The organism is Paenarthrobacter sp. Z7-10 (assembly GCF_026932795.1).
Taxonomy (GTDB): Bacteria; Actinomycetota; Actinomycetes; order Actinomycetales; family Micrococcaceae; genus Arthrobacter_M.
This window is the reverse complement of the sequence record NZ_JADPVH010000004.1, coordinates 13,412-38,092: the sequence shown is the minus strand read 5'-3', so window position 1 is coordinate 38,092 and position 24,681 is coordinate 13,412. Positions and strand designations below refer to the sequence as shown.

Sequence of the window (24,681 nt, the reverse complement as noted above, 5' to 3'; positions counted from 1 at the left end):
CAACGACCGGCACCACCACGAGAGCAGGAGGAACAAGATGGCTGAACGACGCAGAGCGGCAGCGGCACGGGTGAAGGAGCCCGCTGCGCCACCCGAGGCACAAACCACTCGGGCTTTCCCCGCGGACGAACCCCCCGAACAACTTCTGGGCTACTACGCGGACATGGTCCTGATCCGCAAGTTCGAGCTCAGCGCAGACCAGATGTACAAACGGGCCAAAATTGGGGGCTACTGCCACCTGAACCTGGGCGAGGAGGCCATCGTCGTCGGGCTGATGGCCGCGCTGCTGCCCACCGACTATCTGTTCACCAACTACCGCGACCACGGATACGCTCTGATGCGCGGACTGGAGCCGGGACGGGTGATGGCCGAGCTGTTCGGCAAATCAACCGGTGTGTCCAAGGGCAGGGGTGGGTCCATGCACATGTTTGACGTCGGCGTTCGCCTGCTCGGCGGCTACGGCATTGTGGGTGGCCAGCTTCCCCCTGCCACCGGGGCCGCCCTGGCGCTGACCTACCGTGGCGCCCCCGGCCCCGATGCAGAGGTGGTGATGTGCCAGCTCGGCGACGGGACCACGAACATCGGCGCCTTCCACGAATCGCTGAACCTCGCCGCCGTCTGGCACCTGCCAATCGTCTACGTGGTGGTCAACAACCGACTGGGCATGGGGACCACGGTGGAGGCGGCCGCGGGAGAACCCGAGCTCTACAAGCGCGGCAGCTCTTACCGGATTCCCGGTGAGCGCGTCGACGGCACAGACGTCCTCGCCGTCCGGAACGGAGCGCGGCGGGCATTGGACCGCGCCCGGCTGAAACGCGAGCCGGCCCTGCTGGAGGTGATGTGTTACCGGCTGCGCGGGCACTCGGTGGTGGACCCGGCGCGGTACCGCTCCAGTGCTGACGTTGAAACGGCGCAGGCCGCGGATCCGGTGCCGTTGCTGCGTCAAAGCTTGATCGCTGCGGGGCTGCTGGACGAGGCGGAAGCACAGCGCTTCGAGGCTGATGCCGACGCAAGAGTGGCCGCCGCCGTAGCCTTCGCCGATGCCAGTCCGGATCCGTCCCCCAGCCAGCTCTTTGACTACGCCTATGCCACCCCGGTCCCCAACGCGCCCCATGCGCTTCCGGGCGAGCCCGTGGTGGTGCTCCCATGACCGCCGTCCCCACTGCAGGCGTCCCCACTGAAGGCGGTTTGCAAGCCAGTAAAGGCGACGCCATTCCCCTAATCACCTACCGCCAGGCGCTGAACGATGCCCTGCGTGCGGAGCTGACCCGCGATAAAAACGTCATTCTCGTGGGTGAGGAAATCGGCATCTTCGAGGGCTCCTACAAGATCACTGCGGGCTTGTTGACCGAATTCGGTCCCGAACGGGTGCGTGACACGCCCATTGCCGAGGAAGGCTTCGTTGGCGCCGCCATCGGAGCCGCAATGCTGGGCATGCGCCCGGTAGTGGAGATCATGACGCTGAACTTCAGCCTTATCGCGATGGACCAGATCGTCAACCACGCCGCGAAAATCTACTCCATGTTCGGCGGCCAGACGCCGGTGCCCATGGTGATCCGGATGCCCGGCGGCGGCGGACAGCAGCTGGCGGCCACTCACTCACAGAATCTGGAGGTCTGGTTCGCGCACGTGCCCGGCCTCAAGGTGGTGGCCCCCGCTACCCCTGCCGATGCCAAAGCCCTGCTGCTGGCCGCCATCCGCGACGACGATCCGGTCATCTTCCTGGAAAACCTGTCCCTTTACAACACCAAGGGAGAGGTGCCCGATGGCGACGACGTCGCGCAGATCGGCAAGGCCGCGGTCGCCAGGGAAGGCACCGATCTGACAGTAATTGCGTACTCCCGGGCCACGACGGTGGCGCTGCAGGTGGCACGCCAACTGGCCGAGGTAGGCATCTCCATTGAGGTCGTGGATTTGCGCAGCCTGCGCCCGTTGGACCGGGAAACGGTTTGCGCCTCGGTCCGCAAGACCAGCCTCGCCGTGGTCTTGGAGGACGACTGGCTCAGCTACGGCATCGGTGCCGAAATCTCCGCCACGCTCATGGAAGGGGCCTTTGACTATCTGGATGCCCCGGTGCGGCGGGTGGCCGCGGCGGAGGTTCCGCTGCCGTACGCCGAAACCCTGGAGCTGGCGGCGCTGCCGGACGCGAACGACCTGATCAAGGTCATCCGGGAAGTCCTGGCCGCCACCGGTTTTCCCCGCTGACAGCCGCAGAACCCATATACGTTGTTACCTGATAGGAGGATTCCATGCCCGAAGTAGTCATGCCCAGGCTTTCCGACACGATGGAGGAGGGCGTGCTCAGCCGCTGGCTCAAAAAAGAGGGCGATGCCGTCCGGCAGGGGGACGTGATCGGCGAGATCGACACCGACAAGGCCACCATGGAGCTGGAAAGCTTCGACGACGGAGTCCTTGAGAAACTGCTCGTTCCCGAAGGCACCACGGTGGCCATCGGCCAGCCCCTCGCAGTGATCGGGAGCGGCGGCCGGACCGCAGGCACGAGCACGGAGACTTCTCCCGACACGGCTTCCGGCACGATGCCTACCCGCACAGTGGGCATTGGGCCCTCACCACGATTGCTTAGCTCGCCGCTGGCCCGGCGGGACGCGGCCCGGCACGGCCTGGACCCGGCAACCATCACTGGCACGGGCCCCGGCGGTCGGATTGTGCGCGCGGATGTGGAGGCCGCCGTAGTTGCGATGGAAAGGAGCGCGGTGCCCGGAACTACTCCCCGCTTGGACACCAACCAGCCGGCACCGTCGTCGGCACCTCAGCCAGTACCGTCGTCGGCCCCCCAGGGGGTGCCGTCGTCGTCGCCAAAGCCGACACCGCCGCCGTCGACCTCAGACATTCACCAACTCGACGCCGGCACCCAAGCGGACTCGGTGGAGGTCCCGCTGACCCAGATGCGCAAGGTCACTGCCCGCAGGCTGACCGAAAGCGCCGCCGCGCCGCACTTCTACCTGACCATCGTCGTCGGCATGGACAGGCTGCTGGACTTCCGCCGCGAGGTCAATGAACGGTTCACCGATCGCGGCATCAGGGTCAGCGTCACTGACTTGCTGGTGCGCGCCTGCGCCGTCACACTGAGGGCGCATCCGCAGGTCAACTCGTCGTGGGCCACCGACCGGATTTTGACGCACCGCCGGATAAACGTCGGAGTTGCCGTGGCCTTGGCCGACGGCCTGATCGTACCCGTGGTGACCGAAGCGGATGCCAAGAGCTTGGACCAGATTGCAGGCGAGACTCGCAACCTCGCGGAAAAAGCCCGTGCCGGCACGCTATCGCTGCAGGAATTCAGCGGCGGCACCTTTACGATCAGCAACCTGGGCATGTTTGGCATCGACAACTTCACGGCCGTGATCAATCCGCCCGAGGCCGCCATCCTGGCGGTGGGCGCCACCACCGAGGAACCCTATGTCCAGGACGGCGAACTACGAACCCGTCGCGTCATGAAGATCACGCTGACCTCCGACCACCGGGTGCTCGACGGCGCCACCGCCGCGGCCTTCCTGTCCGACCTGAAGCGCAACTTGGAGGACCCGCTGCGGATTGTCATCTGAGCCATGACTACGCCCCTCTCGAAGACGGCACGAATTGTCCCACTTGTGGCGGTCCGCAGGCGCTGGCGTGCGCGAGCCAGTAGACACCGCACCCTGCGGAGGAGTGTCGTGCACATCCGCTGCAGACAGGAGAAGCGCATGCGCGCCACGAGAATTACGGCCAACCTAAGAGTTGCTGACATTGGGGCAACGAAGAACTTCTACACCGATTACCTCGGGCTGAGTACCGAGGAGTTCAACATGGGATGGGTGGCCCGTTACACCTCCCCCGACACCGGCGCGAACGTCCAGCTCGTAACGCGCACCGAGACTGAAACCGTTACCGCGGCCGGTACACATCGGCACGGTGATCGATGCGATGGACGTAGACGGTTCGGGTTTCAATGTCAACAGTGAAGAGAATCCGGTAGTCACCACGGCGGGCAGACCGAAATCCCTGTAGCTCGTTCACGAGGGGCTTGCTGACCCTCTGGGGGTTCTCAGCCAAGCCGCCGGTGATGAACTCGACGATGGCGGCGCCGATCTTGCCCGGCAGCCGGTTGAGTCCTCGGAGCGCCGAACTGGTGACCTCGATGTTCCAGGGCTGGTCAGGGCCGGTCACCGCAGCGGCAATCCAAACTTGGAACGCAGGTCGTCGCCACCGACAGTATTGCCGTCAATAATGTCGCGCCGGGCCTCAGCAAGATCTTCCCGAATGCCGGGCTGGGAAAGCCAATGCAACGTCTCGTGCAGTGACTCCAGATCGTCTGCCGACATGATGACGGCCGCCGGATGCCCGTGCCGGGTCACCTGAATGATCTCGTGAGTAATCTCTGCTTCGTCAATCAAGGCGGAAAGCTTGTCCTTGGCCTCACTCAACGATACCGTTTTCATGATTTCAGTGTAGCCCGTTTATTGGCCAGCAAGTAGCCCGACATCTAGCCAACCTAGCGATGAAATGTCAGCGTCTGGCGATCTGGGCCAGCCGGGCATCTACTGGTCCGCGGCCACCTGCAGGGCTCTGCGGACCCGCCGAGGATAAGCTGGACAGCAACAACTTGGGGGAAGAAAAACATGACACTAACGGCAACCACTTTCTCAGAGGCCGACTGGGAGGGCCTGGCCCTCGAACAGCTCGCTGATTTGGGCTGGCGACCAACTTCCGGCAATGCAATTGCACCGGGAACCGGTGAACGGGACAGCTGGGATGAGCTGCTGATCCGGCCACGGTTGCTGGCCGCTCTGCGGAAGTTCAACCCGGGCGTTCCGGAACAGTACGTGCAGCAGGCGCTCGCGGAAATCGCCGCCCCGAAGTCGCAGGACGCCATCACCGAAAACCACCGGATCCACAGCTGCCTAGTCGACGGGTACCGCGGCGTGAGCTACATCGAGCCCGACGGTACGGAGCTGAACCCGACTCTGCGCCTGATCAGTGCCGACGAGGATGCCAACGACTGGCTTGCCGTCAATCAGGTCACCATCGTCCGAGGCGACTACCGGCGCCGTTTCGACCTGGTGCTGTACTGCAACGGCATGCCGGTCAGCGTCGTCGAGCTCAAAAAAGCCGGCAGCGCGAACGCCGACGTCGCCGGTGCCCACGCTCAGCTCCAGACCTACCTGCGCGAGTTCCCGCTGGCGTTTCGGTTCTGCGTCTTTACGCTCGCCTCGGACGGGATCCTGGCGAAGTACGGCACGCCCTTCACTCCGCTAAACCACTTTTCGCCGTGGAACGTCGACGACGACGGCGTCCCGGTTCCGCCGGGCTTTCTGCTGGATGGCGAAGCCGTGACCCCGATGGAAACCGCGCTGGACGGTCTCTACAACCTCACCCGTTTCCTGCAGCTGACCCGAAACTTCACCGCCTTCGACGAGGGATCCGACGGGCTGGCGAAGCGGATCGCCAAGCCGCACCAGTACTTCGCCGTGAACCGGGCAGTCGGCAGCACGGTGCAGGCGGTCGGGAGCAATGGCAAGGCAGGTGTCGTTTGGCACACCCAGGGCTCCGGCAAGTCAATGGAGATGGAGCTCTACACCAACCTTGTGGTCCGGCATCCCAAGCTGCTGAACCCAACCGTCGTCGTCATCACCGACCGCAACGAACTCGACGGCCAGCTCTACGAAACATTTCAACAGAGCCTGCTGCTGCCCGAGGCTCCGAGGCAGATCCGCCGTCGTTTCGAGCTCCGGGAGGAGCTGAGCAACCGGACCACCGGCGGCATTTACTTCACGACTCTGCAGAAATTCGGCCGCAGCCAGGCGGAAAAGGATGCCGGCGACGATCACCCGCTGCTGAGCGCACGACGGAACATCATCGTCGTCGTCGACGAGGCGCACCGCAGCCACTATGACGACCTCGACGGCTACGCTCGGCACCTCCGTGACGCCCTCCCAAACGCCACCCTGATTGCCTTCACAGGCACGCCGATCTCCTTCGACGACCGCAACACGCGCGACGTTTTCGGCGACTACATCGACATTTACGACCTGTCCCGCGCCGTCGACGACGGCGCCACCGTGCCGGTCTACTTCGAACCTCGGCTGATCAAGGTCGGGCTCGCCAAAAACGTGACCGAGGAGACCCTCGACATCGCCGCGGATGAGGCTACGGCTGGCCTGGACGATACGGAACGTTCCCGCATCGAGGCGAGCGTCGCCGTCGTCAACGCCGTCTACGGCGCCCCGAAACGCATTGCGGCACTGGCGCAGGACCTGGTGGACCATTGGGAAAACCGCCGATCCCGCATGCAGCAATTCATCAGTGCCCCGGGCAAAGCCATGATCGTCGGCGGAACCCGGGAAATTTGCGCAAACCTCTACACCGCCATCGTTGCTCTGCGGCCGGACTGGCACTCATCGGATCTGGACAAAGGCAGGATCAAGGTCGTCTATTCCGGCACCGCCTCCGACGTGCCACCGGTGTCCGATCACACGCGGCGGGACTCCTTGAACGCGCGCTTGAAGGAGCGGCTCAAGGACGTCGACGACGAGTTGGAGATCGTGATCGTCAAGGACATGATGCTTACCGGCTATGACTCCCCTCCCCTGCACACCCTGTACCTGGACCGGCCGCTGAAGGGTGCCCTGCTGATGCAGACTCTGGCGCGGGTGAACCGCACGTTCCGCGGCAAGGAGGACGGCCTGTTGGTGGCTTACGCGCCGCTGGCCGAGAACCTGGCCAAGGCGCTGGGTGAGTACACGGCCGGTGACCAGAAGAACAAGCCGGTGGGAAAGAACATCGACGAAGCCATCGCCGCGACGCTGGACTTGGTGGGTAAGCTGGCCGCCCTGCTGGCGGGTTACGACTGGCGTGCCGTGCTCAATGCCGGTGGGAAGCGCCCGTTTCTGAACGCCGTCACCGGCTCTACCGCCTACCTGCGGGATCCGGCGACGCCCGGCAACCAAGCCACCGCGGGCGAGGAGACATTGGCGGCGAAGTACCGCCGGCTGTCGGGGCAACTGTCCCGGGCGTGGGCGCTGTGCTCCGGCACCGAAAACCTCGGCGCGTTCCGGCCGGAGATCCAGCTCTACGAGGAGATCCGGGTTTGGATGGCCAAGTACGATGCGGCGGCACGCCAGGCCAGCGGCGAACCCGTTCCCGAGGACATCCAGCGTCTGCTCGGTCAGCTGATCGCCGAAGCTACCTCGTCCGGCGACGTGCTGGACATCTACGACGCCGCCGGGATGCCCAAGCCGTCGCTGGATGACCTGACGCCGGAATTCGCTGCCAAGACCCAGCAGGCGCGCAACCCGCAGTTGGCCATCGAGGCACTCCGGAAGCTCATCGCCGATGAGACCGTGGCTTCGACCAGGAACAACGTCATCCGGGAGCGCGCGTTCTCTGAGCGGATCACGGAGCTGATGAAGAAGTACACCAACCAGCAGCTGACCAGCGCCGAGGTCATTGCCGAGCTGGTGGCGCTGGCGCGCGAGGTCGCCCTGGAGTCCAAGCGCGGCGAGAACTTCACTCCCCCGCTGAACTCCGACGAACTGGCCTTCTACGACGCCGTGGCTTCCAACCAATCGGCAGTGGAGGTCCACGGCGAAGGCGTCCTGGCCGACATTGCACGGGAGCTGGTTTCCGTAATGCGGCGGGACGTGCGCACCGACTGGACCGTGCGCGACGATGTGCGGGCCAAACTCCGCTCCTCCATCAAGCGGCTGCTGGTGAAGTTCGGCTACCCGCCGGACAAGCAGCCGGCTGCGATCAAGCTGGTGATGGAGCAGATGGAGTCCATGGCACCGCGCTTCGCCGAGGCCCGAGGGTAGTTCCTCAAGTAAGTGGACACCCCTACCCCAACTCAGTACGTGGACGCCCCTACCCCAAGTAAGTAACAGCAGGTGCACTCAAAACGTGTTTTGCGTGCACCTGCTGTTACTTACTTGGGACGGGCGGTGCAGGCGGCGATTGTCGAAGGGCACGGTTATGCTGGGCAGGAGGTGCCCGCCGCCGATCTGGGGGCAACGACGGTTCAACCGGTCCGGGCCCGGATGCCGTTGCAGGCTTTATGTCCGTGGGAAATAAGGGCGATGAGGGTCAACAAGGCACGGCATCCGGGCACCGGAAGGCCACATCAACTACGGCGCATGCCACCGAGCCAAAACTCCGGACCGACATCCAGGGAGCTGAGCTTCCGGAAATTGGAGTCCCGGCATTCGGGCGCGGGCAAGGCAATGTCCGGCAGGTTGACTTTTGTACGCCTGCGGGCGTTCCAGGTTGGCCTGATCGGGGCATTGGGCGTGGGCGTGGCAGTGCTGATCTGGGGCGCAGTGGCCTCTCTCGCGACCGTTCTGGCCTATATCGTCATCGCGCTTTTCATTGCCCTTGGACTCGACCCGGTGGTGGGCTGGCTGGAGCGCCTGCGCCTGCCGCGCCCGGCCGCCGTCGTACTGCTTTTCGCCGCTCTGCTGGCGGTTCTCGCCGGCATCGTGCTGCTCGTCGTACCGCTGATCATCCAGCAGGCACGGGACCTGATTGAAAGCGTCCCGGCGCTTGTCACTCAGGCGTCCGAAACGCCATGGATCCGGTACATGGAAAGGCTGCTGGCCGGGTACATCGATGTAAACGCCTTGGTTAACAATATTGGGTCCTTTTTCAAAGTACCAGCCAATTTGTTGGCCCTTGGCGGCGGCCTGCTGGCGGTCGGCAAGGGCATCGCCAGTGGTGTGACTGGCGTGGTGATCGTCTTCGTACTCACGCTCTATTTCGTCGTCTCCATGCGCGGCATGAAAAGGTCCCTCTATCAGCTGGTACCTGCCAGCAGGCGGGATAAGTTTGCCGAGGTGACCGAGGACATTTCGACGGCGGTCAGCAGTTATGTGATGGGCCAACTGTCACTCTCAGTTCTGAACGGTGTGCTTTCGGCGATTGTCCTGTCGCTGGTCGGCGCGCCCGTCCCGCTGCTGCTGGCGCTTTTCGCTTTGGTGGGAGCGCTGATTCCCCTGGTTGGAACAGCCGTTTCGGCCACCATCATCACCCTGATCTCCCTGATTGCTTCCCCGCAAACGGCACTGATCGTGGGGATCTACTATCTGATTTACATGCAGGTGGAGGCCTACATCCTGACGCCGCGGATCATGAATCGTGCCGTCGCTGTCCCCGGCTCTCTGGTGGTTGTCGCCGCCGTGACGGGTGGGACGCTGGCCGGAATACTTGGGGCCCTGGTGGCCATCCCCGTCGCCGCTGCCGCGCTGATCATCATCCGCAAGGTGATAGTTCCACGGCAAAATCTGCTGTAGACGTCAGCCGCCGAATGAACGCCACATCGGCTGCACGATCCTGCCTTTGACTTCAGGCCATCAGCGCCGGTCAGGATGTGGGACCTCGGCAACCGTCAGTCCCTCAATCCAAATGAAATCATCGGCCTAGCCCGCTTACTTTGCGTCGGCGAAAGTTTCCCGCAGCTCCCGCTTGAGGATTTTCTGGCTCGGTCCTAACGGCAGCGCCTCAATGATGCGGATGACGCGCGGATACTTGTACTTTGCCAGGTGCTCCTGGCTCCAGGCGATGATCTCCCCGGCACTGGGCGGGTTCTGCGCGTAGGACGGTTCGAGGGTGATCACGGCACAGACTTCCTCGCCGCGCAGATCATCCGGCAGTCCAATCACCGCGACCTGCGCCACTGCGGGGTGGCGCGCCAGCACCTCCTCCACCTCGCGTGGATAGACGTTGTAGCCGGAGCGGATGATCACGTCCTTGGTTCGGTCCACCACCGTGATGAAGCCGTCGTCGTCCTTCGTTCCCAGATCGCCGGTGTGGAACCAGCCGTCCGTCATGGCCGCGGCAGTGGCCTCGGGGTTGTTCAGGTAGCCGGCAAAAACGTTGTGGCCGCGCACCACGATCTCGCCCAGCTCGCCGTTGGGCAGAAACCGCAGCCGCGAGGGATCGGTATGGTCGGTGATTTCCACTTCCACGCCCCAGACGGCCGGACCAACGGTGCCGGGCTTCACTCCGGACGTGGGGGTATTGGTGCAGACCACCGGAGACGTCTCGGAAAGCCCGTAGCCCTCGTAGATGGTCACCCTGAAGGCTGCGTTGAACTTTTCCATTGCGGCAACGGGCAGCGCTGCACCGCCGGAGACGCACAGCCGCAGCTGCGGCAAGGTCTCCCGCCCCTGCGCCGCGGCGAGCAGCTGCATGTACATGGTGGGCACGCCGTGGAAAACGTTCACGTTCTGGGCGGTGATCATATCCAGCGCCGCCGCGCCGCTGAACCGGGGCAGCAGCACCAAGGTGGCGCCGAGTCGGAAGATGGCGTTCATGCTCGCGGTCTGTCCGAACACATGGAACAGCGGAAGGCAGCCGAGCGCAATGTCATCGGTGCGCACGTCATTGGCGTCCACGGCGGAAACGGTGGCGTTCATAACCATATTGAGCTGGGTCAGGATGGCGCCCTTGGGCTTTCCGGTGGTGCCGGAGGTGTAGAAAATGACGGCGGGATCCTCGGCTTGGCGCGGCACATAACTGTTCACCCGCGGCAGCGCGTCCGGGTCCAGCAGCGTCAGGCCAGCCCGCTGCTCCTCCGGAACGGGACCAACCACCAGCAGTGGGATTCCGAGTTCCTTCGCTGCGGGTGCGCCGACGGCCAGGAATGCGCTGTGGCAAATAAGCAGTTTGGCACCACTGTCGCGCAGCACCTGGACTATTTCCTCCACGGTGAGGAGCAAATGCACGGGCACGACGACGGCGCCGGCGGCCTGCACCGCGTAATAGGCCCGCGGAAACTCCACCACGTTGGGAGACATGATGCCAGCCACGTCGCCGGCGTTCAGCCCTGCATCCTGGAGTTGGGAGGCGTAGCTGCGCGCCTGCTCCCAGAGTTTCGCGTAGCTGTAGCTCCGGTCGCCGTCGACGACGGCGGTCTTCGCCGGGTAGTTGCGGGCCGATTCGGCGAGGATTGCCGCAAGGGTCAAAACTGTCATGACTGCTTCTTCCTTTGATTGTTCGACTGGTTGCCGGCGTACTGCCGATGTGTGTCCAGCAGTGCGCTTAGCGTCCGGTACAGCACTGCCGTTGCCTGCGCCCGGGGCAGTTGCAGCTGGTCCCGCAGCAGCTGCCAGTTGGCCCAGTCGGCAGTTGCGCACGCCGCGAGCGTCAGCTCTGCGCGCTCGGCAGAGTCCAGATCTTCGAGCTCCCTGGCGAACAATGCTTCGAAGGCCATCCGGATGCGCTGCAGGTTTTCCCTCAGGTTCTCCTGCAGCGCCGGGGAAAACGGCCGCTGGATATCCGCCGCCCGCGCCAGCGGAGCCAGAGCTTCGAGCATCCCGGCACGCTGATCGCAATACCGCCCGATCCGCTCCGCCAAGCTCAGGTCCGGATTTACCGGAATGAAGTCCGCGTCCTGAATCGCCAACTGGCGGCGGGCCGTGCCTGCCATCAGGCTTTCCATGTCCTTGAAGTTGTCCCACAAGGCGCGTTGGGACACGCCCGCCCGCGCGGCGATCTGTTTCGCCGAGGGCCGGAGCTCACCGTCGTTGATGAGCGCGATGTGCGCGTCCGCGATGATTTGCCGGGTCCGCTGCGCACGGGCGGCGCGGCCATCCACGGGGGCTTCACTCACGCGGCAGGCCCATTCGCCGCGGCAGGCCCGCCCAGGGCTTCCTGTCCCGAGCCCTGCCCCGCCGCGCCGAAGATGAGGCCGCCCGCGGTGGAGGCGCCGTCGTCGTCGGCCCCCCGAGCCAGCAGACCTGCCGGCCGCAGCGACTCATCCTCGGTCTGCTCCGCATAGTGGCGCAGCCGCGCGGCGACCCTCGGCAGTCCCACCTGATCCGCGTACCACATGGGACCGCCGCGGTAAGCGGGCCAGTTGTAGCCCTTGACCCAAATGACGTCGATGTCCCCGGAACGATCCGCGATGCCTTCCGCCAGGATGCGGGCACCCTCGTTGATCATCGGGAAGGTCAGCCGCTCCAGGATTTCCTCGGCGGAGATATCCCGGCGGGGAACTCCTAAGCTGGCGGAGATCCCGGCGATCAGCTCCGCCACGGCGGCATCGTCCCGGCGTCCCCGGCCATCATAGGCGTAATAGCCAGCCCCGGTTTTCTGTCCGAACCGGCCCGCTTCGCACAGGGCGTCACTGACCGGCGCTTTCACCCCCTGCGCCTTGCGGTTCCGCCAGCCGATATCCAGCCCGGCCATGTCCCCCATCGCAAAGGGGCCCATCCGAAAGCCGAAATCCGTCAGCACCTTGTCCACCTGCCCCGGCAGCGCACCCTCCAGCAGGAGCCGCTCGGCCTGCTGGGAGCGCACTTCCAGCATTCGGTTGCCCACGAAGCCATGGCACACGCCCACCACCACGGGCGTCTTGCCGATCAGCCGCGCGAGGGCAAAGCCGGTGGCCAGGGTTTGGGCGTCGGTTTTGGCGCCACGCACCACCTCCACCAGCGGCATCACGTTGGCTGGGCTGAAAAAGTGCAGGCCCAGCACACGCCCAGGATGTGCCGTTCCCGCGGCGATTTGGTCGATGTCCAGGTACGACGTGTTGGAGGCAAGCACGGCGTCGGGGCGGACATGCCGGTCAAGGGTGGCGAAGATGTCCCTTTTCACCTGCAGGTCCTCGAAGGCCGCTTCAATGACCAGGTCCGCGTCCGCGAAGGCGGCATAGTCCAGGCTGGTGCCGATCAGGGCAAGCTGATTTTGCGCATCCGACTCGGACCGGCTGCCATGCTCCACCGACCGGGTCAGGTTCTCCCGGACGCGGGCCAGTCCGCGGTCCAGCGCCTGCTGCTCCGCCTCGACAATTGTCACGGGAATCCCCGCGGCGGCCAGCGCCATGGCAATGCCGCCGCCCATGGTTCCGGCGCCGACGACGCCAGCTCGGGCCACGTGCTTGGCCGCCCGGGGATCGAGGTTCTTGGGTTTGCGGGCCGCCCGTTCCGCCGCGAAAAGATGCCGCTGGGCCCCCGACTCGGCGCTGGCACGGCGTTCCTCAAACTTTTCGCGCTCCACCCGTGCGCCCTCCTCGAAGGACAGCTCGACGCCGGCGGTGATCGCGTCGATGGCGGCCCGCGCGGCGAACGGATCTTTGGCCTTCGCGAGCCGGGCGGCCGCGAGCGTGGCGATGGAACCCGGGTTGGCACGCGCGGCGGCGATCTTGTCCTCTCGTTGCCGCGTCGGAGGACGGCGGTGCAGGGGCTCGATCGTTCCCTCGCCGTGGGAAGCCACACCAACGCTCGGCTGGGACGGATCCCCGTCGCCCTGCGCGAAACCCGTCGCCCAGAGCAGGCCTTCCTCCGAGGTCGGATCCGCCAGGACGGCATCAAGAAGTCCGTCGCGGAGCCCCTGATCCGCGGAGATCTGTTGACCGCCGAGGATCATCTCCACGGCACGCTCGGGACCCACCAATCGCGGCAACCTGCCGGTGCCCCCAGCCCCCGGCAGCAGGCCAAGCGAGATTTCCGGCAGGCCGAGCCGCGCGTCCGGAGCGGCGATCCTCGCAGCGGCGGCCATCGCCAGTTCCAAGCCGCCGCCCAGCGCGACACCGGTCAGAGCAGCAATGACCGGTACCGGAAAATCCTCCACCATTGCGACCAGTGTGGGCAGATCCGGCGGGCTGCCGGCGCCGGCACCAAATTCGCTGATGTCCGCTCCAGCGGAGAATGCCTTGGGCTGGCCGGCCAGCAGTACCGCCGTAATCCCAGGGTCGGCCGCCACAGCGGAAAGGGCGTCCGCCAGCGCCTTGCGCAGCCGCAGGCTCAGCGCGTTGACCGGCGGATGATTCATGGTGAGGCGTGCGACGCCATCGATAATCTCCACGCTGACCGGATCGGTCGAGGAATTGCTCATGCGTACTTCTCTCTTCGGTGTTGGACGGACTGCTGGTCCGTGGCCTGCTGTTGTGCTGCCGGTCCGGCCATGAAGCAACCGGGCCTACTTGAAGGCCGAGATTCCGGTAATGTCCCGTCCCACCAGCAGCGACTGGATCGAGTCGGTCCCCTCATAGGTGCTCACCACATCCATGTCGGTCAAATGGCGCGCGACATGGCGTTCCAGCAGCAGACCATTGCCGGCCAGAATGTCCCGGGCTTCAGCACAGATCCACTTCGCTTTTTGCGCGGTGGCCATCTTGACCATGGATGCCATCGGTCCGGTCAGCCGGTCCGACTCAATCAGTTCCGCCATCCGCGAGCACATCAGCTGCATCGCCGTCAGTTCGCTGAGCATGTTGGCCAGTTTGTTCTGCACCAGTTGGAAGGAACCAATCGGCTTGCCGAACTGCTCCCGCACCAGGGAATAGTGCGCAGCAATCTCGTATCCTGCCATCGCATGGCCCACCGCCTCCCACGCGGCGCCACCCCGCGTGGCCGTCAGCACCCGCGATACGTCCTTGAAGGAATCACAGTGCTCCAACCGGTTCCGCGCCGGAATGCGGAGATTCTCAATCACGATGTCCGACTGCAGAATGGCGCGCTTGCCGATCTTTCCGGTGATCACCGTGGGACGGTACCCGGGCGGAAAGCTGCCCTCGTCGTCGTCGTTCTTCTCCATCACAAAGGCCTTCACCCGCCCATCGGCAACATCACGCGCAAAGATTACGACGACGTCGGCCGCGTCGCCGTTGCCGATCCACCTTTTGTGACCGTTGAGGATGTAATCCTCCCCGTCCCGGCGCGCGCTCGTCTCCAGCGCCACCGAGTCCGAACCATGCCGCGGCTCCGTCAGCGCGAACGCGCCGGTTCGCCAGGGTGGCCATGACCGGCAGCCAGCGCTGTTTCTGCTCCTCGCTGCCGAGCATATTGATGGCGCCCATGCACAGGCTGGAATGCACGCCCAAGAATGTGTTGACCGACCCGTCGCCGCGTGCCATCTCCCGCGAGGCGATGCCCGCCGTCCGCCGGCTCAAGCCCGGGCAGCCGTACCCTTCGATCGTGCCGCCGACGATGCCGAGCCGGGCCAGACCCGGGAGCAATTCGAAGGGGAACTGTGCCCGCTCCCAATAGTCATTGATGATGGGCAGCACGTCCGACGCTGCGAAGGCCCGGACCCGGTCCCGCAGGGCACGCTCGTCCTCGGTGAGGTCGTCGTCAAGGGCGAAGTAATCCACGTTTACTGCCCCTGCGTTCCGCTGCTCCACGATGCCGACCTCTTTTCCCATGCCCACTTTCCCTGCCGGCGGGCCGGGGGTGGACGTTTCTAGTGCTCACTGCAGGACACAGAAATGCGCCGCCAGTTCCTTTCCCCGGGAACCGGCCGAACGCGTCGCCGATCACGTTCCTCAACAATTTGCACACTATCTGCAAATTGTTTGGGCTTCAAGGAGGAATGAAAGCCTGCCGTTGCGGCCGGGTTGAACGCAGTGCCATGGACCGGACCTTTTTCTTGCCATAGTTACTACTGTTCAAGCTAATGAATGCTGCTGCAAACTGCTCAACGCTGCAGGAAAATGGTTCTTGTCCAAGGAGTCAGCATGGCATCGGTCCTTGTTTGTTCCAGTCCGCTGATAGGCCACGTGACACCGATGCTGGCGGTTGCCGCGGGACTCGTGGAACGGCACCACGACGTCCGCTTCCTTACCGGGCGGCAGTTTGAGCGTCAGGTGTCGGACACCGGTGCCAGCTTCGTGGCGCTGCCACCTGAGGCAGACTTCGATGGCAGCGACCTCGACAAGGCCTTTCCGGGCCGCGTCGGGCTCAAGGGCCCCAAAGGAATCCGGTTTGACGTCAAAGAGATCTTCATGCGTCCCGGCAGGGCCCAGCTCGACGCGATCCATGGTGTGCTGGCAGAGACTCCTGCCGACGTCGTCCTCGCCGGATCGCTCTTCATGGGAGCCGCCCTGCTGCTGACCGAGCCACGGCCCGGCCGGCCGGCGGTGATCAACTGTGGCATCGTGCCGCTCAGCCTCGCCAGCCGGGATACCGCGCCGTTTGGATTGGGCCTCCCACCCATGGCGGGCCTGGCGGGGCGACTGCGGAACCGCGTGCTGCAGACTCTGACCGAGAAACTGGTCTTCGCTCCAGTGCAGAAATTCGCCGACGACATTGCCCGCCAGATCTCGGGGGCTCCGTTCCCGACCTTCTTCATGGATTGGCCACGCCTCGCCGACCACATTGCCCAATTCACCGTCCGTGCCTTCGAATACCCGCGCTCCGACCTCCCAGCCAGCGTGCATTTCGTAGGTCCCGTCTCTCAAGGCGGACGGCGCATCTCCGGGAAGGCCATCGAAGCCGAGCTGCCGCCATGGTGGAACGAGCTCGACGGCGCCCGCCCGGTGGTTCACGTCACCCAGGGGACAGTGGCCAACACGAATTTTGATGACTTGATCCAGCCGACCATCGTCGGCCTCGCCCACGAAGACGTGCTTGTGGTCGTCAGCACGGGAGGACGCCCCGTGGACGCGCTCGCCGGTCCGCTTCCCGACAATGTGCGCGTCGCGTCCTACCTGCCCTACGACGAACTGCTGCCCAAGACCGCCGTCCTCGTCACGAACGGAGGCTACGGTGGCGTCCACTTTGCGCTGCAGCACGGCGTAGCACTGGTGGTGGCCGGTGAAACCGAGGACAAAACCGAGGTGTGCGCCCGAGTCGCCTGGTCAGGCTGCGGCATCAATCTGCACACCAACCATGCCCACCCCAACGCCGTCGCCAAGGCCGTGCGGGCAGTCCTGTCCACCAACTCCTACCGGGAAGCCAGCGCCCGTATTGGCCACGAAATTCGGATGTCCCGCGGGGTGGACGAACTAGTCGACCTTGTGGAGGCAGTGCATGAGCCAGACGGAGGCCGCCGCTGGTAATCTGGGCGGATGTCCTCGGAAAAGATTCGACGCACGCCGGATCACACTTCCCTTCAATACGTCGCGGGCCGGTTTTGTCAGGGAAGTCCGCCGGAGCCCCAACCCTAAGCGCCCCGTCCCGCCACTTCGGCGCGGCGAAATCCATGCTGCTGCCCTCTCAGAGTAAATCGGCGAAAGATACTGGCTAGTGGTATCAAACAGCCAACCCAACGAGGCGTCTCAGCACCCGCCGGTCGTCAGGGTCACAACGGCGGTACGGTCCGGCCGGGTGGCATTTCCCGACGACGGCCCCGTCACAGGCTGGGTTCTTTGCGATGAGATCACCGCCATGTATCGCGACGAGGCGGTGGCAGAAGTTAACGCCCGATCCGCTGCGGTGATGACGGCGGTCGAGTCAGGTCTTCAGGTTGCGCTCGGTATGGCACAGCTGACGCCCGTGAGAGCCTTGAGCACCAAGAAGACTCCTTCCGCACACATTGCCCCTAACACCCACCGACGATGAAGTGAGAAAATCATGAGCAACACCTTAAAAGAACGGCTGCACGCCGACGTAATCGCCCACCTCAGGGACGGGAACCGGTTGGCACTGACAACGGTCCGAAACGTCCTGGGCGAAATCAGCACCCGCGAAAAGTCCGGCAAAACGCCCGTCGAATTGGATGATGCCCAGGTGACCACGCTCCTGCAGAAAGAGGCAGCCAAACGCCACGATACCGTGCGCATCTACACCGAAGCCGGTGAGACCGAACAGGCAGCGACGGAAATTACGGAGGCGCAGATCATCGAGGCGTACCTGCCCAAGCCGCTGACACGCGAAGAGGTTGAAGGTGTCGTCGATGGAACCATCGCCGCGCTGAAGGCTGACGGCCAGGAACTTTCCATGCGTTCCATCGGTGTCGTAATGAAGCCGGTAACCGCCTTGGTGGCGGGCCGCTTCGATGGTAAAACCGTCAGCGAAATCGTCCGCAGCCGGCTGGCCAGTTGAATATCACCCTTTTAGCAGCACGCACAGCGCCGACGCCCGTACCAACACCGCTAGATGTTGTCCTCCATGCTGGCCCGGCGCAGGCGTGGCAGGTGTGGGCGGCCTTTGCCCCAGTTATCGCCGCCGTTGTGGCTGCGGTGATAGCGGCTTCGCCCTGTCGCAGCGGCGTCGCGCGGATAACCGGTCTGAATCGTGGCGGCGCACGCAATGGGCGCTGGACGCCTCCCTGTCAGATCAGGCGACCCGCGCCGAGATGGGCCAAAAGGCCATCGACATTCTCGGACAAAGCAGGCTCGCCACCAATGAGGATGTCAGACTGCTCAAGATTGGCACGGAAGACCCCCTCGAAGCGGCGGATGCTGCCCGGCGCGCGGAGGTCATGCACGTGCATGACCTCGCAATGGATGCGGCAGACCGGTTGGAAATGATGGACGAAAGCGGGGCACCGGGGGACAATGGAAGCGAAGGGACCGATGACACAGTCAGGTAGGAGGGCGACGATGTCCATGACACGGCCAGTAACAGCAAGCTCCGGGTTGAGCACCCTCGCTCCTTCGAAGCGGCCCGCGTCAGTGAGCCGGGAAGACCGCCGGGTTCAGATTGCAGCGGCCCGGGCGCGCGTAACGCTCGACAAGAGAATAAAGGAATCCACCCCGGACTGGATCGTCGCCCTCTCGCACGAAAAGCCTGAATAGCTTTCACGGTTTCCGCCGGATTCAGCTGGCGGTCCTTTTCGCAGTTACCCATTTCAACGCCCCGGCTTTTTCTCGAATGCACCCTCGTCCCGTTATGCCAGGAATCCGCGTGCCGGTTTCTTCCCGGAAATGCTCGGCCCACCCCGTCTCGTACAGCGAAACCGGCGCTTTGGCGAGGCGACATGGCCGCAGACGGGGACCCCTTTAGGCGGACGATTGCGGCTGGGGGTCATGCCCGCTATATGTCGGCACGGACCGAGGAAACCCTACGTCTTCCACCTATCTGGCTCTTCGCGGTTGGGTCGCCGCGTTATGGCATCCGACAGACGAAGGGCCGATCGCCCAGGAACCGGCGGACCAGCCCACAGAACCCCGCAGCCAAGCGGCGAACACATTGCCCGCGAGGCTGCAGGGCTCGGCCTTCCACATCTGGGCGCGGCCATCGATCCGGCTGCTGCGACCTGTGCCGGTGTCGAGGCCGACGCAGCCGCCGAAACCCCAGCCTGCGGAGGCCTCAGAACCGGGCTTACTCTTGGCAGTCCCTGCCGGTTTCGGAGTAACGGGCCGTCGGCACGAACTTGTTGCCCTGACGGGGTTTTCGTCGGAATGCTCCTCATGAGGAGGTTCTGTCCTGAGGGTTGTGTGCGAAAGGCCCGTTGACAGGGCGCCGCGGCAGCGGCGGTAATGTGAGAATCAGCAGCCCTACCACCGGAGGACCACCATGACCGTCCCACCCAACAGCAGCGCACCTCAACCGGGGTGGTACCCGGCCTCCGATGGTTCCGGCCGGCAGCAGTGGTGGGACGGTTACGCCTGGACCGGGCACTTTAACTCCCCCTACCCGGCAGTTGGGTCCGCGACGCGGCCGCAGCTCAGCGACAAGATACCGATCTACAATCCGTTAATCTGGCTCGCGACGCTGCTTCCCCTGGTCCAGATACTTTTCACCCTTGGCTGGAATCCCGTCGTTCGGCTGCGCTATATCGGCTCAAACCACATCCCAACCGTGGACCCGTTCTCCATGTTTACCCCAGCATATTTCCTGGTGCTCGGCAGCGGATTGCTTGGCTACGCGATCTGCGCCCTGATGGCGTTCCTGGACTGGCAACGGCTGCGCCGGGACGGGGTGATCCGCGCGTTCCATTGGGCCTGGGTTTTCCTCAACACCGCGGTGTACGTGGTCGGCCGGTCGATCATTGTGCATCAGGTGGCGCCACGCCGCGGTCTGGCACCGGTCTGGGTCTTGATTGGAGTATTCGTCCTCAGCTTCGTTGCCACCAGCATCAAGATGGCGGCGGTGTTTTCGTCAATGTCCGCGACACTTCCGTACTGACCCGGATGCGCTGCTAAATCAAGGCCGGAACCTCACTCGCAGCGCGGCCGACTGCCTCCAGCGAACGTGCCACGTCGTCGTCGTCGGTCGCCCAGTTACTGACGGAAATCCGCAGGATGTCCCGGCCATGCACCTCGATCCAGACATCCAGGTGGTACCGCCGGCCAGCAGCCGGGCCGTCACCGCCTTGGTGCGCTCGTCCGAACCGAAGCTGACGCAGACCTGGGTGAAAACGACGTCATTGAGGACCTCGACGTCCTCCAGCTCCGCCAGCCCTGCCGCCAGGGCGCCCGCATGGCCGGCCATCCGGTCCACCATCGCAACCACTCCGGAGCGGCCCAGCGACCGCAGCGCCGCCCAGACGGGCACCCCACGGGCGCGGCGGGACAGCTCCGGCACTTTTTCGTGCGGATCCCCCGGCCCATGATCATCCGCGATGAGGTAACTCGCGTGGGTTCCAAAGACCCCGCGCAGCACCTCCGGGCGTGCAACGATAGCCACACCGCAGTCATAGGGAACGTTGAGCGTCTTGTGGGCGTCGGTGGCCCAGGAATCGGCCGTTTCCAATCCCACCAGATGTTTGCGGTAGGTGGGACTGGCGGCCGCCCACAGCCCGAACGCCCCATCCACATGAACCCAGGCACCGTGGCGATGGGCGATGGCCGTCGCCTCGCCTACCGGGTCGAACGCGCCGGAGTGAACGTTGCCGGCCTGCAGGCAGATTAGCGCCGGCCCGGAACCGGACGCAAGTGCCTCCTCAAGCGAATCCGGGCGGATCCTGCCTTGATCATCAACGGCGACGGCGGTCGGCGCGCCCAGGCCGAGATATCTCAGCGCGAGATCGACGACGTCGTGCCGCTCCTGACCTACGAAGACACGGATCCGAGGTCCACCGGCCAGCCCGTTCGCTGCGAGATCCCAACCCGCCTGTTCCAGCAGATACTGCCGCCCGGCTGCCAGCCCGGTGAAATTCGCCATCGTGGCGCCGGTGGTGAATCCCACATCCGCACCCGACGGCAGTCCCAGGAGCTCCAGAATCCAGGCACCGGCAGCCTCCTCCGCGGCAGCAACGGCCGGAGTGGCGAAGCGCATACCAGCGTTCTGGTCCCAGGCGCTTACCAACCAATCCGCCGCCATCGCCGCCGGCAACGTTCCACCGATCACCCAACCATAGAAGCGCCCGGACTGCATGGCCATCAGCCCCGGTTCCGCCGCCGTGGCCAGATAGTCGACGACGACCGCCGGGTCGGTGGGTCCGTCCGGCAGCGGCCCACCGAAATCAGCCGCCAGAGAGTCCGCATCCCGACGGGGTCCCACCGGCCGGTCGGGAACGCTCGCCAGCCACTCCATCGAGTGCGCCATTGCCCTCTGCAGGGCGGGTCCATAGGCCTCCGGAGGTGCAGACATGCCGTTATGCTACGCCTGCGGCGGGTGCGGCAACAGGTTCGGGATGGAACCCGGTGGCGATGGCTCCAGCCCATTGGCTCCGGATCATTCATATCGCAGGCCGCGTGGCCGTCTCCGGGTTCGACCCCTGCGCTCAGATAGTCGATATCGCCTGCCCCCTTGTCGTCTAGGGTGGGACAAGTGCAGACGAACCCGACCGCCCCATCCTTTTCCCCCGCCGAGCACCACGATCCGTCGGATGGCTTCGTCCGGGTCCGCGGAGCCCGCGAAAACAATCTCAAAAACGTGGATGTGGACGTCCCCCGCGATGCCATCGTCGCCTTCACTGGAGTGTCCGGTTCGGGCAAGTCCTCCCTGGCCTTCGGCACCATTTTCGCGGAGGCTCAGCGCCGCTACTTTGAATCCGTTGCCCCCTACGCGCGCCGGCTGATCCAGCAGGGAAACAATCCCCAGGTCGAGCTGATCACCGGCCTTCCCCCGGCCGTGGCACTGCAGCAACGGCGCGGAACACCCAGCGCCCGGTCCTCGGTGGGCACAGTTACCACCTTGTCCAACTCCCTGCGCATGCTCTTTTCGCGGGCGGGTAGGTATCGGGAGGGTGCGGGCATCCTGTATTCAGACTCCTTCTCCACCAACACAGCCACCGGGGCGTGTCCCGTTTGTCATGGCCTTGGCACCGCGCACACCGTCACCGAGGCCTCGCTGGTGCCGGACCCTAGCCTCACCATCCGCGACGGCGCCATCGCGGCGTGGCCTGGTGCCTGGCAAGGTAAAAACCTCCGCGACATCCTCACCCATCTGGGCTACGACGTCGACGTTCCTTGGCGCAGGCTGCCGAAAAAAGCCCGCGACTGGATTCTGTTCACCGAGGAACAGCCCGTCGTTGAGGTCACTCCGCAGCGCGACCGCGTAGCCAAACCCTACAAGGGCCGCTTCTGGAGCGCCCGCAGTTACGTCCTGCACACCTTGGCCGATTCCAAGAGCGCGCCGATGCGCGACCGCGTGCTCGCCTTCATGGAGTCTGGACCATGCCCGTCGTGCGGCGGCGCAGGGCTCAAGCCGGAGGCATTGGCAGTGACCTTCGCGGGGCTGAACATCGCGGCGATGAATGCTCTTTCCATGACGGAATTGGCCGATGCACTCCGCCCGGCGGCCGAGGGGGCCGGGGCTGACGGGGCGAGCAGTGCGGGCGGAGCCAGCGGAGGGGGAGGTTCCGGTGGCGTCGGCAACACCGGTTCCGTCACCGGTTCCGTCAGCGGTTCCGTCAGCGGTTCCGCCAGCGGTTCCGGCGGGGTAGCCGGAACCATCGCCCGGGACCTGGTCCAACGCATCACGGTGCTTCTGGAGCTCGGACTGGGCTACCTGAGCCTGAGCCGCGCCACACCGACCCTTTCACCGGGCGAGATGCAGCGCCTGCGCATTGCCACTCAACTGCGCTCCGGCCTGTTCGGGGTCATCTACGTCCTCGACGAACCGTCCGCGGGTCTGCACCCCGCCGACGCGGAGCCATTGCTGGCGGTACTGGAGGCGCTCAAAGCATCCGGCAATACCGTCTTCGTCGTCGAGCACAACATGGACGTGGTGCGCCGTGCGGACTGGCTCGTCGACGTGGGACCGATGGCGGGCGAGGCCGGCGGCCACATCGTTTACAGCGGGCCGGTTGCCGGCCTGGCGGACGTGGTGGAGTCCGTCACGCGCCCGTTCCTGCTCGGTCACGAGAGCTCGGCCGACGACGGCGGCGGGCGCGAAGGCGGCACGGGCGAAGGCGGGCGCCGGAACAACAATGACAGGGGCGGCGACGACGGCCGCGGGACAGCGCGCGGCTTGCGGAGCGCGGCGCGCTGGCTGCAACTGCGCGGCGTCACGAGCCACAACCTGCGCAACCTGGACGCGGACATCCCGCTCGGCGTGCTCACGGCGATTACCGGAGTCTCGGGCTCCGGAAAGTCCACGCTGCTCAGCAAGGTACTGGCCGACGTCGTCGGAACCCACCTGCACAATGCATCGCCGCCTGACGTGGACGAGCCAACCAACGCCCTCGAGCCTGCTGGAGCGGTCGAGCCAAACGTCGCAACCGACACAGTCGCGCCGTCCGGCGTGAACGGCGCGGCCGACACGACAACCGTTCGACAGCTTTCAGGACTCGACGCAGTGGACCGGATGGTTCGAGTGGATCAGAAGCCGATCGGCCGCACGCCACGCTCGAATCTGGCCACCTACACCGGACTCTTCGACGCCGTCCGCAAAGAATTCGCCGCCACTCCCGAGGCCAAAGCCCGTCAATTTGGGGCCGGGCGCTTCTCCTTCAACGTGGCGGGCGGCCGCTGTGAAACCTGCCTTGGCGAAGGATTCGTCGCAGTTGAACTGTTGTTCCTACCCGGCAGCTACGGCCCGTGCCCAACCTGCAACGGCTCCCGGTTCAACGCCGAAACTCTTGAGGTCCGCTACCGGGGCAAGAACGTGGCCGACGTCCTGGCCCTGACCGTGGAGGCAGCGGCAGCATTCCTAGCCGACATTCCGGCAGCGGCACGCAGCCTGGCAACCCTGCTCGATGTGGGGCTGGGATACCTGCGGCTGGGTCAGCCCGCGACCGAACTATCCGGAGGCGAAGCCCAGCGGATCAAGCTCGCCACCGAACTGCAGCGCGACCGGCGTGGCCATACCCTCTACCTGCTGGACGAGCCCACCACCGGGCTGCATCCGGCAGACGTGCGGCTGCTGCTCCGTCAGCTGAACCTGTTGGTGGATACCGGGAACACCGTCGTGGTGGTCGAGCACGAAATGGACGTCGTGGCCGCCGCCGACTGGGTCATCGATCTCGGTCCCTCCGGTGGAAACGCCGGTGGACGAATCATGGCCGCCGGTACGCCCAGGGACGTGGCGGAATCCACGGAAAGCCGCACTGCGCCCTACCTGGCCCTGCGCCTCCGCTGACTTTTTGTCGCGTACGAACCGGGCGTCCGCCAGGCCTTCAGCCGCGGTCAACCCGGTGCCGTGGTGCCGTCGGCCCAGTCCCAGCGTCAGCGTCAGCCAGTGACAGCCTGGATGATTGCACCAACAGGCATGCTGACCAGGAGGACGATGATGACCACCCACGTGACCGTGAACAGGATCCCCCGCCGGCCGTGTCGGATAGCGACCGCGAACAAAACCAGCGCCGCCAACAGTAGGATTATGCCGGCATAAAGAAGGGTCGGAACACTCGCCAGAGTGCCTGTGAGCACGGTGGCACTGCCAAGATTCCAGCAGACCGCCTCCCAGGCGATGATGCAACCCCGGACAAAACCGCCGGTGAGGGAAGCTTGCGCGACCCCCAGAATTATTTGGGCGACACCGACAACGAGGACTACGTAGGCAACCGCCCAACTGGCGTGGTAACTCGGGCCCGCAGCGGTCATGGCCGAGAGCAGTCCACCGCCAACCACCCCGAGTGTGCCAAGGACCATAAACGGCCTCGAGGTCGGGTGCGCCCACGCGGAACCCGGAGACACGG

19 protein-coding genes and 1 pseudogene are annotated in these 24,681 nt (G+C 64.9%); 10 read left to right on the top strand and 10 right to left on the bottom strand.

The genetic code is table 11. The features are described 5' to 3' along the window. Positions 1-37: 37 nt before the first annotated feature. Genes pdhA through IV498_RS02185 form a run of 3 tightly spaced genes read left to right on the top strand, consistent with a single transcriptional unit; the run spans position 38 to position 3,563 of the window. Positions 38-1,150, top strand: coding sequence for a pyruvate dehydrogenase (acetyl-transferring) E1 component subunit alpha (gene pdhA, locus IV498_RS02195; RefSeq protein WP_269044925.1), 1,113 nt, complete (start codon positions 38-40; stop codon positions 1,148-1,150). Beyond that, positions 1,147-2,205 (top strand): alpha-ketoacid dehydrogenase subunit beta, encoded by a 1,059-nt coding sequence (locus tag IV498_RS02190; protein WP_442951261.1) that lies wholly within the window; start codon positions 1,147-1,149, stop codon positions 2,203-2,205. Before pdhA ends, IV498_RS02190 begins: the two co-directional genes overlap by 4 nt. A gap of 44 nt (positions 2,206-2,249) precedes the next feature. Beyond that, positions 2,250-3,563 carry a dihydrolipoamide acetyltransferase family protein gene (locus tag IV498_RS02185; protein WP_269044924.1) on the top strand — a complete coding sequence of 438 codons (1,314 nt, stop codon included), beginning with the start codon at positions 2,250-2,252 and terminating at the stop codon, positions 3,561-3,563. A 319-nt stretch (positions 3,564-3,882) separates the two neighbouring features. Here IV498_RS02185 and IV498_RS02180 read toward each other — a convergent pair whose 3' ends face one another. Together IV498_RS02180 and IV498_RS02175 are read right to left on the bottom strand one after the other, a co-directional pair. Further along, the gene (locus tag IV498_RS02180; RefSeq protein ID WP_269044923.1) at positions 3,883-4,164 is read right to left on the bottom strand and encodes a type II toxin-antitoxin system RelE family toxin; all 282 of its coding nucleotides are present in this window, start codon (positions 4,162-4,164) and stop codon (positions 3,883-3,885) included. After that, positions 4,161-4,436 carry a type II toxin-antitoxin system Phd/YefM family antitoxin gene (locus tag IV498_RS02175; RefSeq protein ID WP_269044922.1) on the bottom strand — a complete coding sequence of 92 codons (276 nt, stop codon included), beginning with the start codon at positions 4,434-4,436 and terminating at the stop codon, positions 4,161-4,163. The genes IV498_RS02180 and IV498_RS02175 overlap by 4 nt, the downstream gene beginning before the upstream one ends. Positions 4,437-4,616: 180 nt before the next feature. Here IV498_RS02175 and IV498_RS02170 point away from each other — a divergent pair, with 180 nt between their 5' ends. After that, entirely contained in the window at positions 4,617-7,808 is a 3,192-nt protein-coding gene (locus tag IV498_RS02170; protein WP_269044921.1) for a type I restriction endonuclease subunit R, read from the top strand. Between the two features lie 417 nt (positions 7,809-8,225). Further along, positions 8,226-9,278, top strand: coding sequence for an AI-2E family transporter (locus IV498_RS02165; RefSeq protein WP_269044920.1), 1,053 nt, complete (start codon positions 8,226-8,228; stop codon positions 9,276-9,278). Positions 9,279-9,413: 135 nt separating this feature from the next. Here the strand turns inward: IV498_RS02165 and IV498_RS02160 are convergent, their stop codons facing one another. The 5 genes from IV498_RS02160 to IV498_RS18790 form a co-directional block, all read right to left on the bottom strand. Continuing rightward, on the bottom strand, positions 9,414-10,961 hold the full coding sequence (locus IV498_RS02160; RefSeq protein ID WP_269044919.1) for a long-chain-fatty-acid--CoA ligase: 1,548 nt from the start codon (positions 10,959-10,961) through the stop codon (positions 9,414-9,416). Then, positions 10,958-11,599 carry a TetR/AcrR family transcriptional regulator gene (locus IV498_RS02155; protein WP_269044918.1) on the bottom strand — a complete coding sequence of 214 codons (642 nt, stop codon included), beginning with the start codon at positions 11,597-11,599 and terminating at the stop codon, positions 10,958-10,960. Before IV498_RS02155 ends, IV498_RS02160 begins: the two co-directional genes overlap by 4 nt. After that, on the bottom strand, positions 11,596-13,824 hold the full coding sequence (locus tag IV498_RS02150) for a 3-hydroxyacyl-CoA dehydrogenase NAD-binding domain-containing protein (RefSeq protein WP_269044917.1): 2,229 nt from the start codon (positions 13,822-13,824) through the stop codon (positions 11,596-11,598). Before IV498_RS02150 ends, IV498_RS02155 begins: the two co-directional genes overlap by 4 nt. A gap of 84 nt (positions 13,825-13,908) precedes the next feature. Further along, entirely contained in the window at positions 13,909-14,670 is a 762-nt protein-coding gene (locus IV498_RS18795) for an acyl-CoA dehydrogenase family protein (RefSeq protein WP_330059140.1), read from the bottom strand. Next, positions 14,558-15,133, bottom strand: a complete 576-nt coding sequence (locus IV498_RS18790; RefSeq protein WP_330059139.1) for an acyl-CoA dehydrogenase family protein — start codon at positions 15,131-15,133, stop codon at positions 14,558-14,560. Before IV498_RS18790 ends, IV498_RS18795 begins: the two co-directional genes overlap by 113 nt. A gap of 312 nt (positions 15,134-15,445) precedes the next feature. On the opposite strand from IV498_RS18790, the gene IV498_RS02140 reads away from it, so the two are divergent. The 3 genes from IV498_RS02140 to IV498_RS02130 all read left to right on the top strand — a co-directional run bounded on the left by IV498_RS02140 (position 15,446) and on the right by IV498_RS02130 (position 17,753). After that, positions 15,446-16,768 (top strand): glycosyltransferase, encoded by a 1,323-nt coding sequence (locus tag IV498_RS02140; protein WP_269044916.1) that lies wholly within the window; start codon positions 15,446-15,448, stop codon positions 16,766-16,768. A gap of 166 nt (positions 16,769-16,934) precedes the next feature. Next, positions 16,935-17,270 carry a type II toxin-antitoxin system PemK/MazF family toxin gene (locus IV498_RS02135; protein ID WP_330059142.1) on the top strand — a complete coding sequence of 112 codons (336 nt, stop codon included), beginning with the start codon at positions 16,935-16,937 and terminating at the stop codon, positions 17,268-17,270. Positions 17,271-17,282: 12 nt separating this feature from the next. Continuing rightward, positions 17,283-17,753 carry a GatB/YqeY domain-containing protein gene (locus IV498_RS02130; protein WP_269044914.1) on the top strand — a complete coding sequence of 157 codons (471 nt, stop codon included), beginning with the start codon at positions 17,283-17,285 and terminating at the stop codon, positions 17,751-17,753. 229 nt (positions 17,754-17,982) lie between these two features. Here the strand turns inward: IV498_RS02130 and IV498_RS02125 are convergent, their stop codons facing one another. Beyond that, positions 17,983-18,297 (bottom strand): hypothetical protein, encoded by a 315-nt coding sequence (locus IV498_RS02125; protein ID WP_269044913.1) that lies wholly within the window; start codon positions 18,295-18,297, stop codon positions 17,983-17,985. A gap of 872 nt (positions 18,298-19,169) precedes the next feature. Between IV498_RS02125 and IV498_RS02120 the strand changes: the two genes are divergently transcribed. After that, positions 19,170-19,781, top strand: coding sequence for a DUF2510 domain-containing protein (locus IV498_RS02120; protein ID WP_269044912.1), 612 nt, complete (start codon positions 19,170-19,172; stop codon positions 19,779-19,781). 13 nt (positions 19,782-19,794) lie between these two features. Here the strand turns inward: IV498_RS02120 and IV498_RS02115 are convergent. Further along, positions 19,795-21,188 (bottom strand): annotated as a pseudogene (locus IV498_RS02115) (pyridoxal phosphate-dependent decarboxylase family protein). 180 nt (positions 21,189-21,368) lie between these two features. Between IV498_RS02115 and IV498_RS02110 the strand changes: the two are divergent. Further along, the gene (locus IV498_RS02110) at positions 21,369-24,122 is read left to right on the top strand and encodes an excinuclease ABC subunit UvrA (protein WP_269044911.1); all 2,754 of its coding nucleotides are present in this window, start codon (positions 21,369-21,371) and stop codon (positions 24,120-24,122) included. 92 nt (positions 24,123-24,214) lie between these two features. On the opposite strand, the gene IV498_RS02105 is transcribed toward IV498_RS02110, so the two are convergent. Next, positions 24,215-24,634, bottom strand: a complete 420-nt coding sequence (locus IV498_RS02105) for a hypothetical protein (RefSeq protein ID WP_269044910.1) — start codon at positions 24,632-24,634, stop codon at positions 24,215-24,217. Positions 24,635-24,681: the final 47 nt, after the last annotated feature.

Coding starts and splice junctions, on each gene's coding strand:
- pdhA (WP_269044925.1), top strand. CDS start 38: ATGGCTGAACGACGCAGAGCGGCAGCGGCACGGGTGAAGGAGCCCGCT.
- IV498_RS02190 (WP_442951261.1), top strand. CDS start 1,147: ATGACCGCCGTCCCCACTGCAGGCGTCCCCACTGAAGGCGGTTTGCAA.
- IV498_RS02185 (WP_269044924.1), top strand. CDS start 2,250: ATGCCCGAAGTAGTCATGCCCAGGCTTTCCGACACGATGGAGGAGGGC.
- IV498_RS02175 (WP_269044922.1), bottom strand. CDS start 4,436: ATGAAAACGGTATCGTTGAGTGAGGCCAAGGACAAGCTTTCCGCCTTG.
- IV498_RS02170 (WP_269044921.1), top strand. CDS start 4,617: ATGACACTAACGGCAACCACTTTCTCAGAGGCCGACTGGGAGGGCCTG.
- IV498_RS02160 (WP_269044919.1), bottom strand. CDS start 10,961: ATGACAGTTTTGACCCTTGCGGCAATCCTCGCCGAATCGGCCCGCAAC.
- IV498_RS02150 (WP_269044917.1), bottom strand. CDS start 13,824: ATGAGCAATTCCTCGACCGATCCGGTCAGCGTGGAGATTATCGATGGC.
- IV498_RS18790 (WP_330059139.1), bottom strand. CDS start 15,133: ATGGGAAAAGAGGTCGGCATCGTGGAGCAGCGGAACGCAGGGGCAGTA.
- IV498_RS02140 (WP_269044916.1), top strand. CDS start 15,446: ATGGCATCGGTCCTTGTTTGTTCCAGTCCGCTGATAGGCCACGTGACA.
- IV498_RS02130 (WP_269044914.1), top strand. CDS start 17,283: ATGAGCAACACCTTAAAAGAACGGCTGCACGCCGACGTAATCGCCCAC.
- IV498_RS02120 (WP_269044912.1), top strand. CDS start 19,170: ATGACCGTCCCACCCAACAGCAGCGCACCTCAACCGGGGTGGTACCCG.
- IV498_RS02105 (WP_269044910.1), bottom strand. CDS start 24,634: ATGGTCCTTGGCACACTCGGGGTGGTTGGCGGTGGACTGCTCTCGGCC.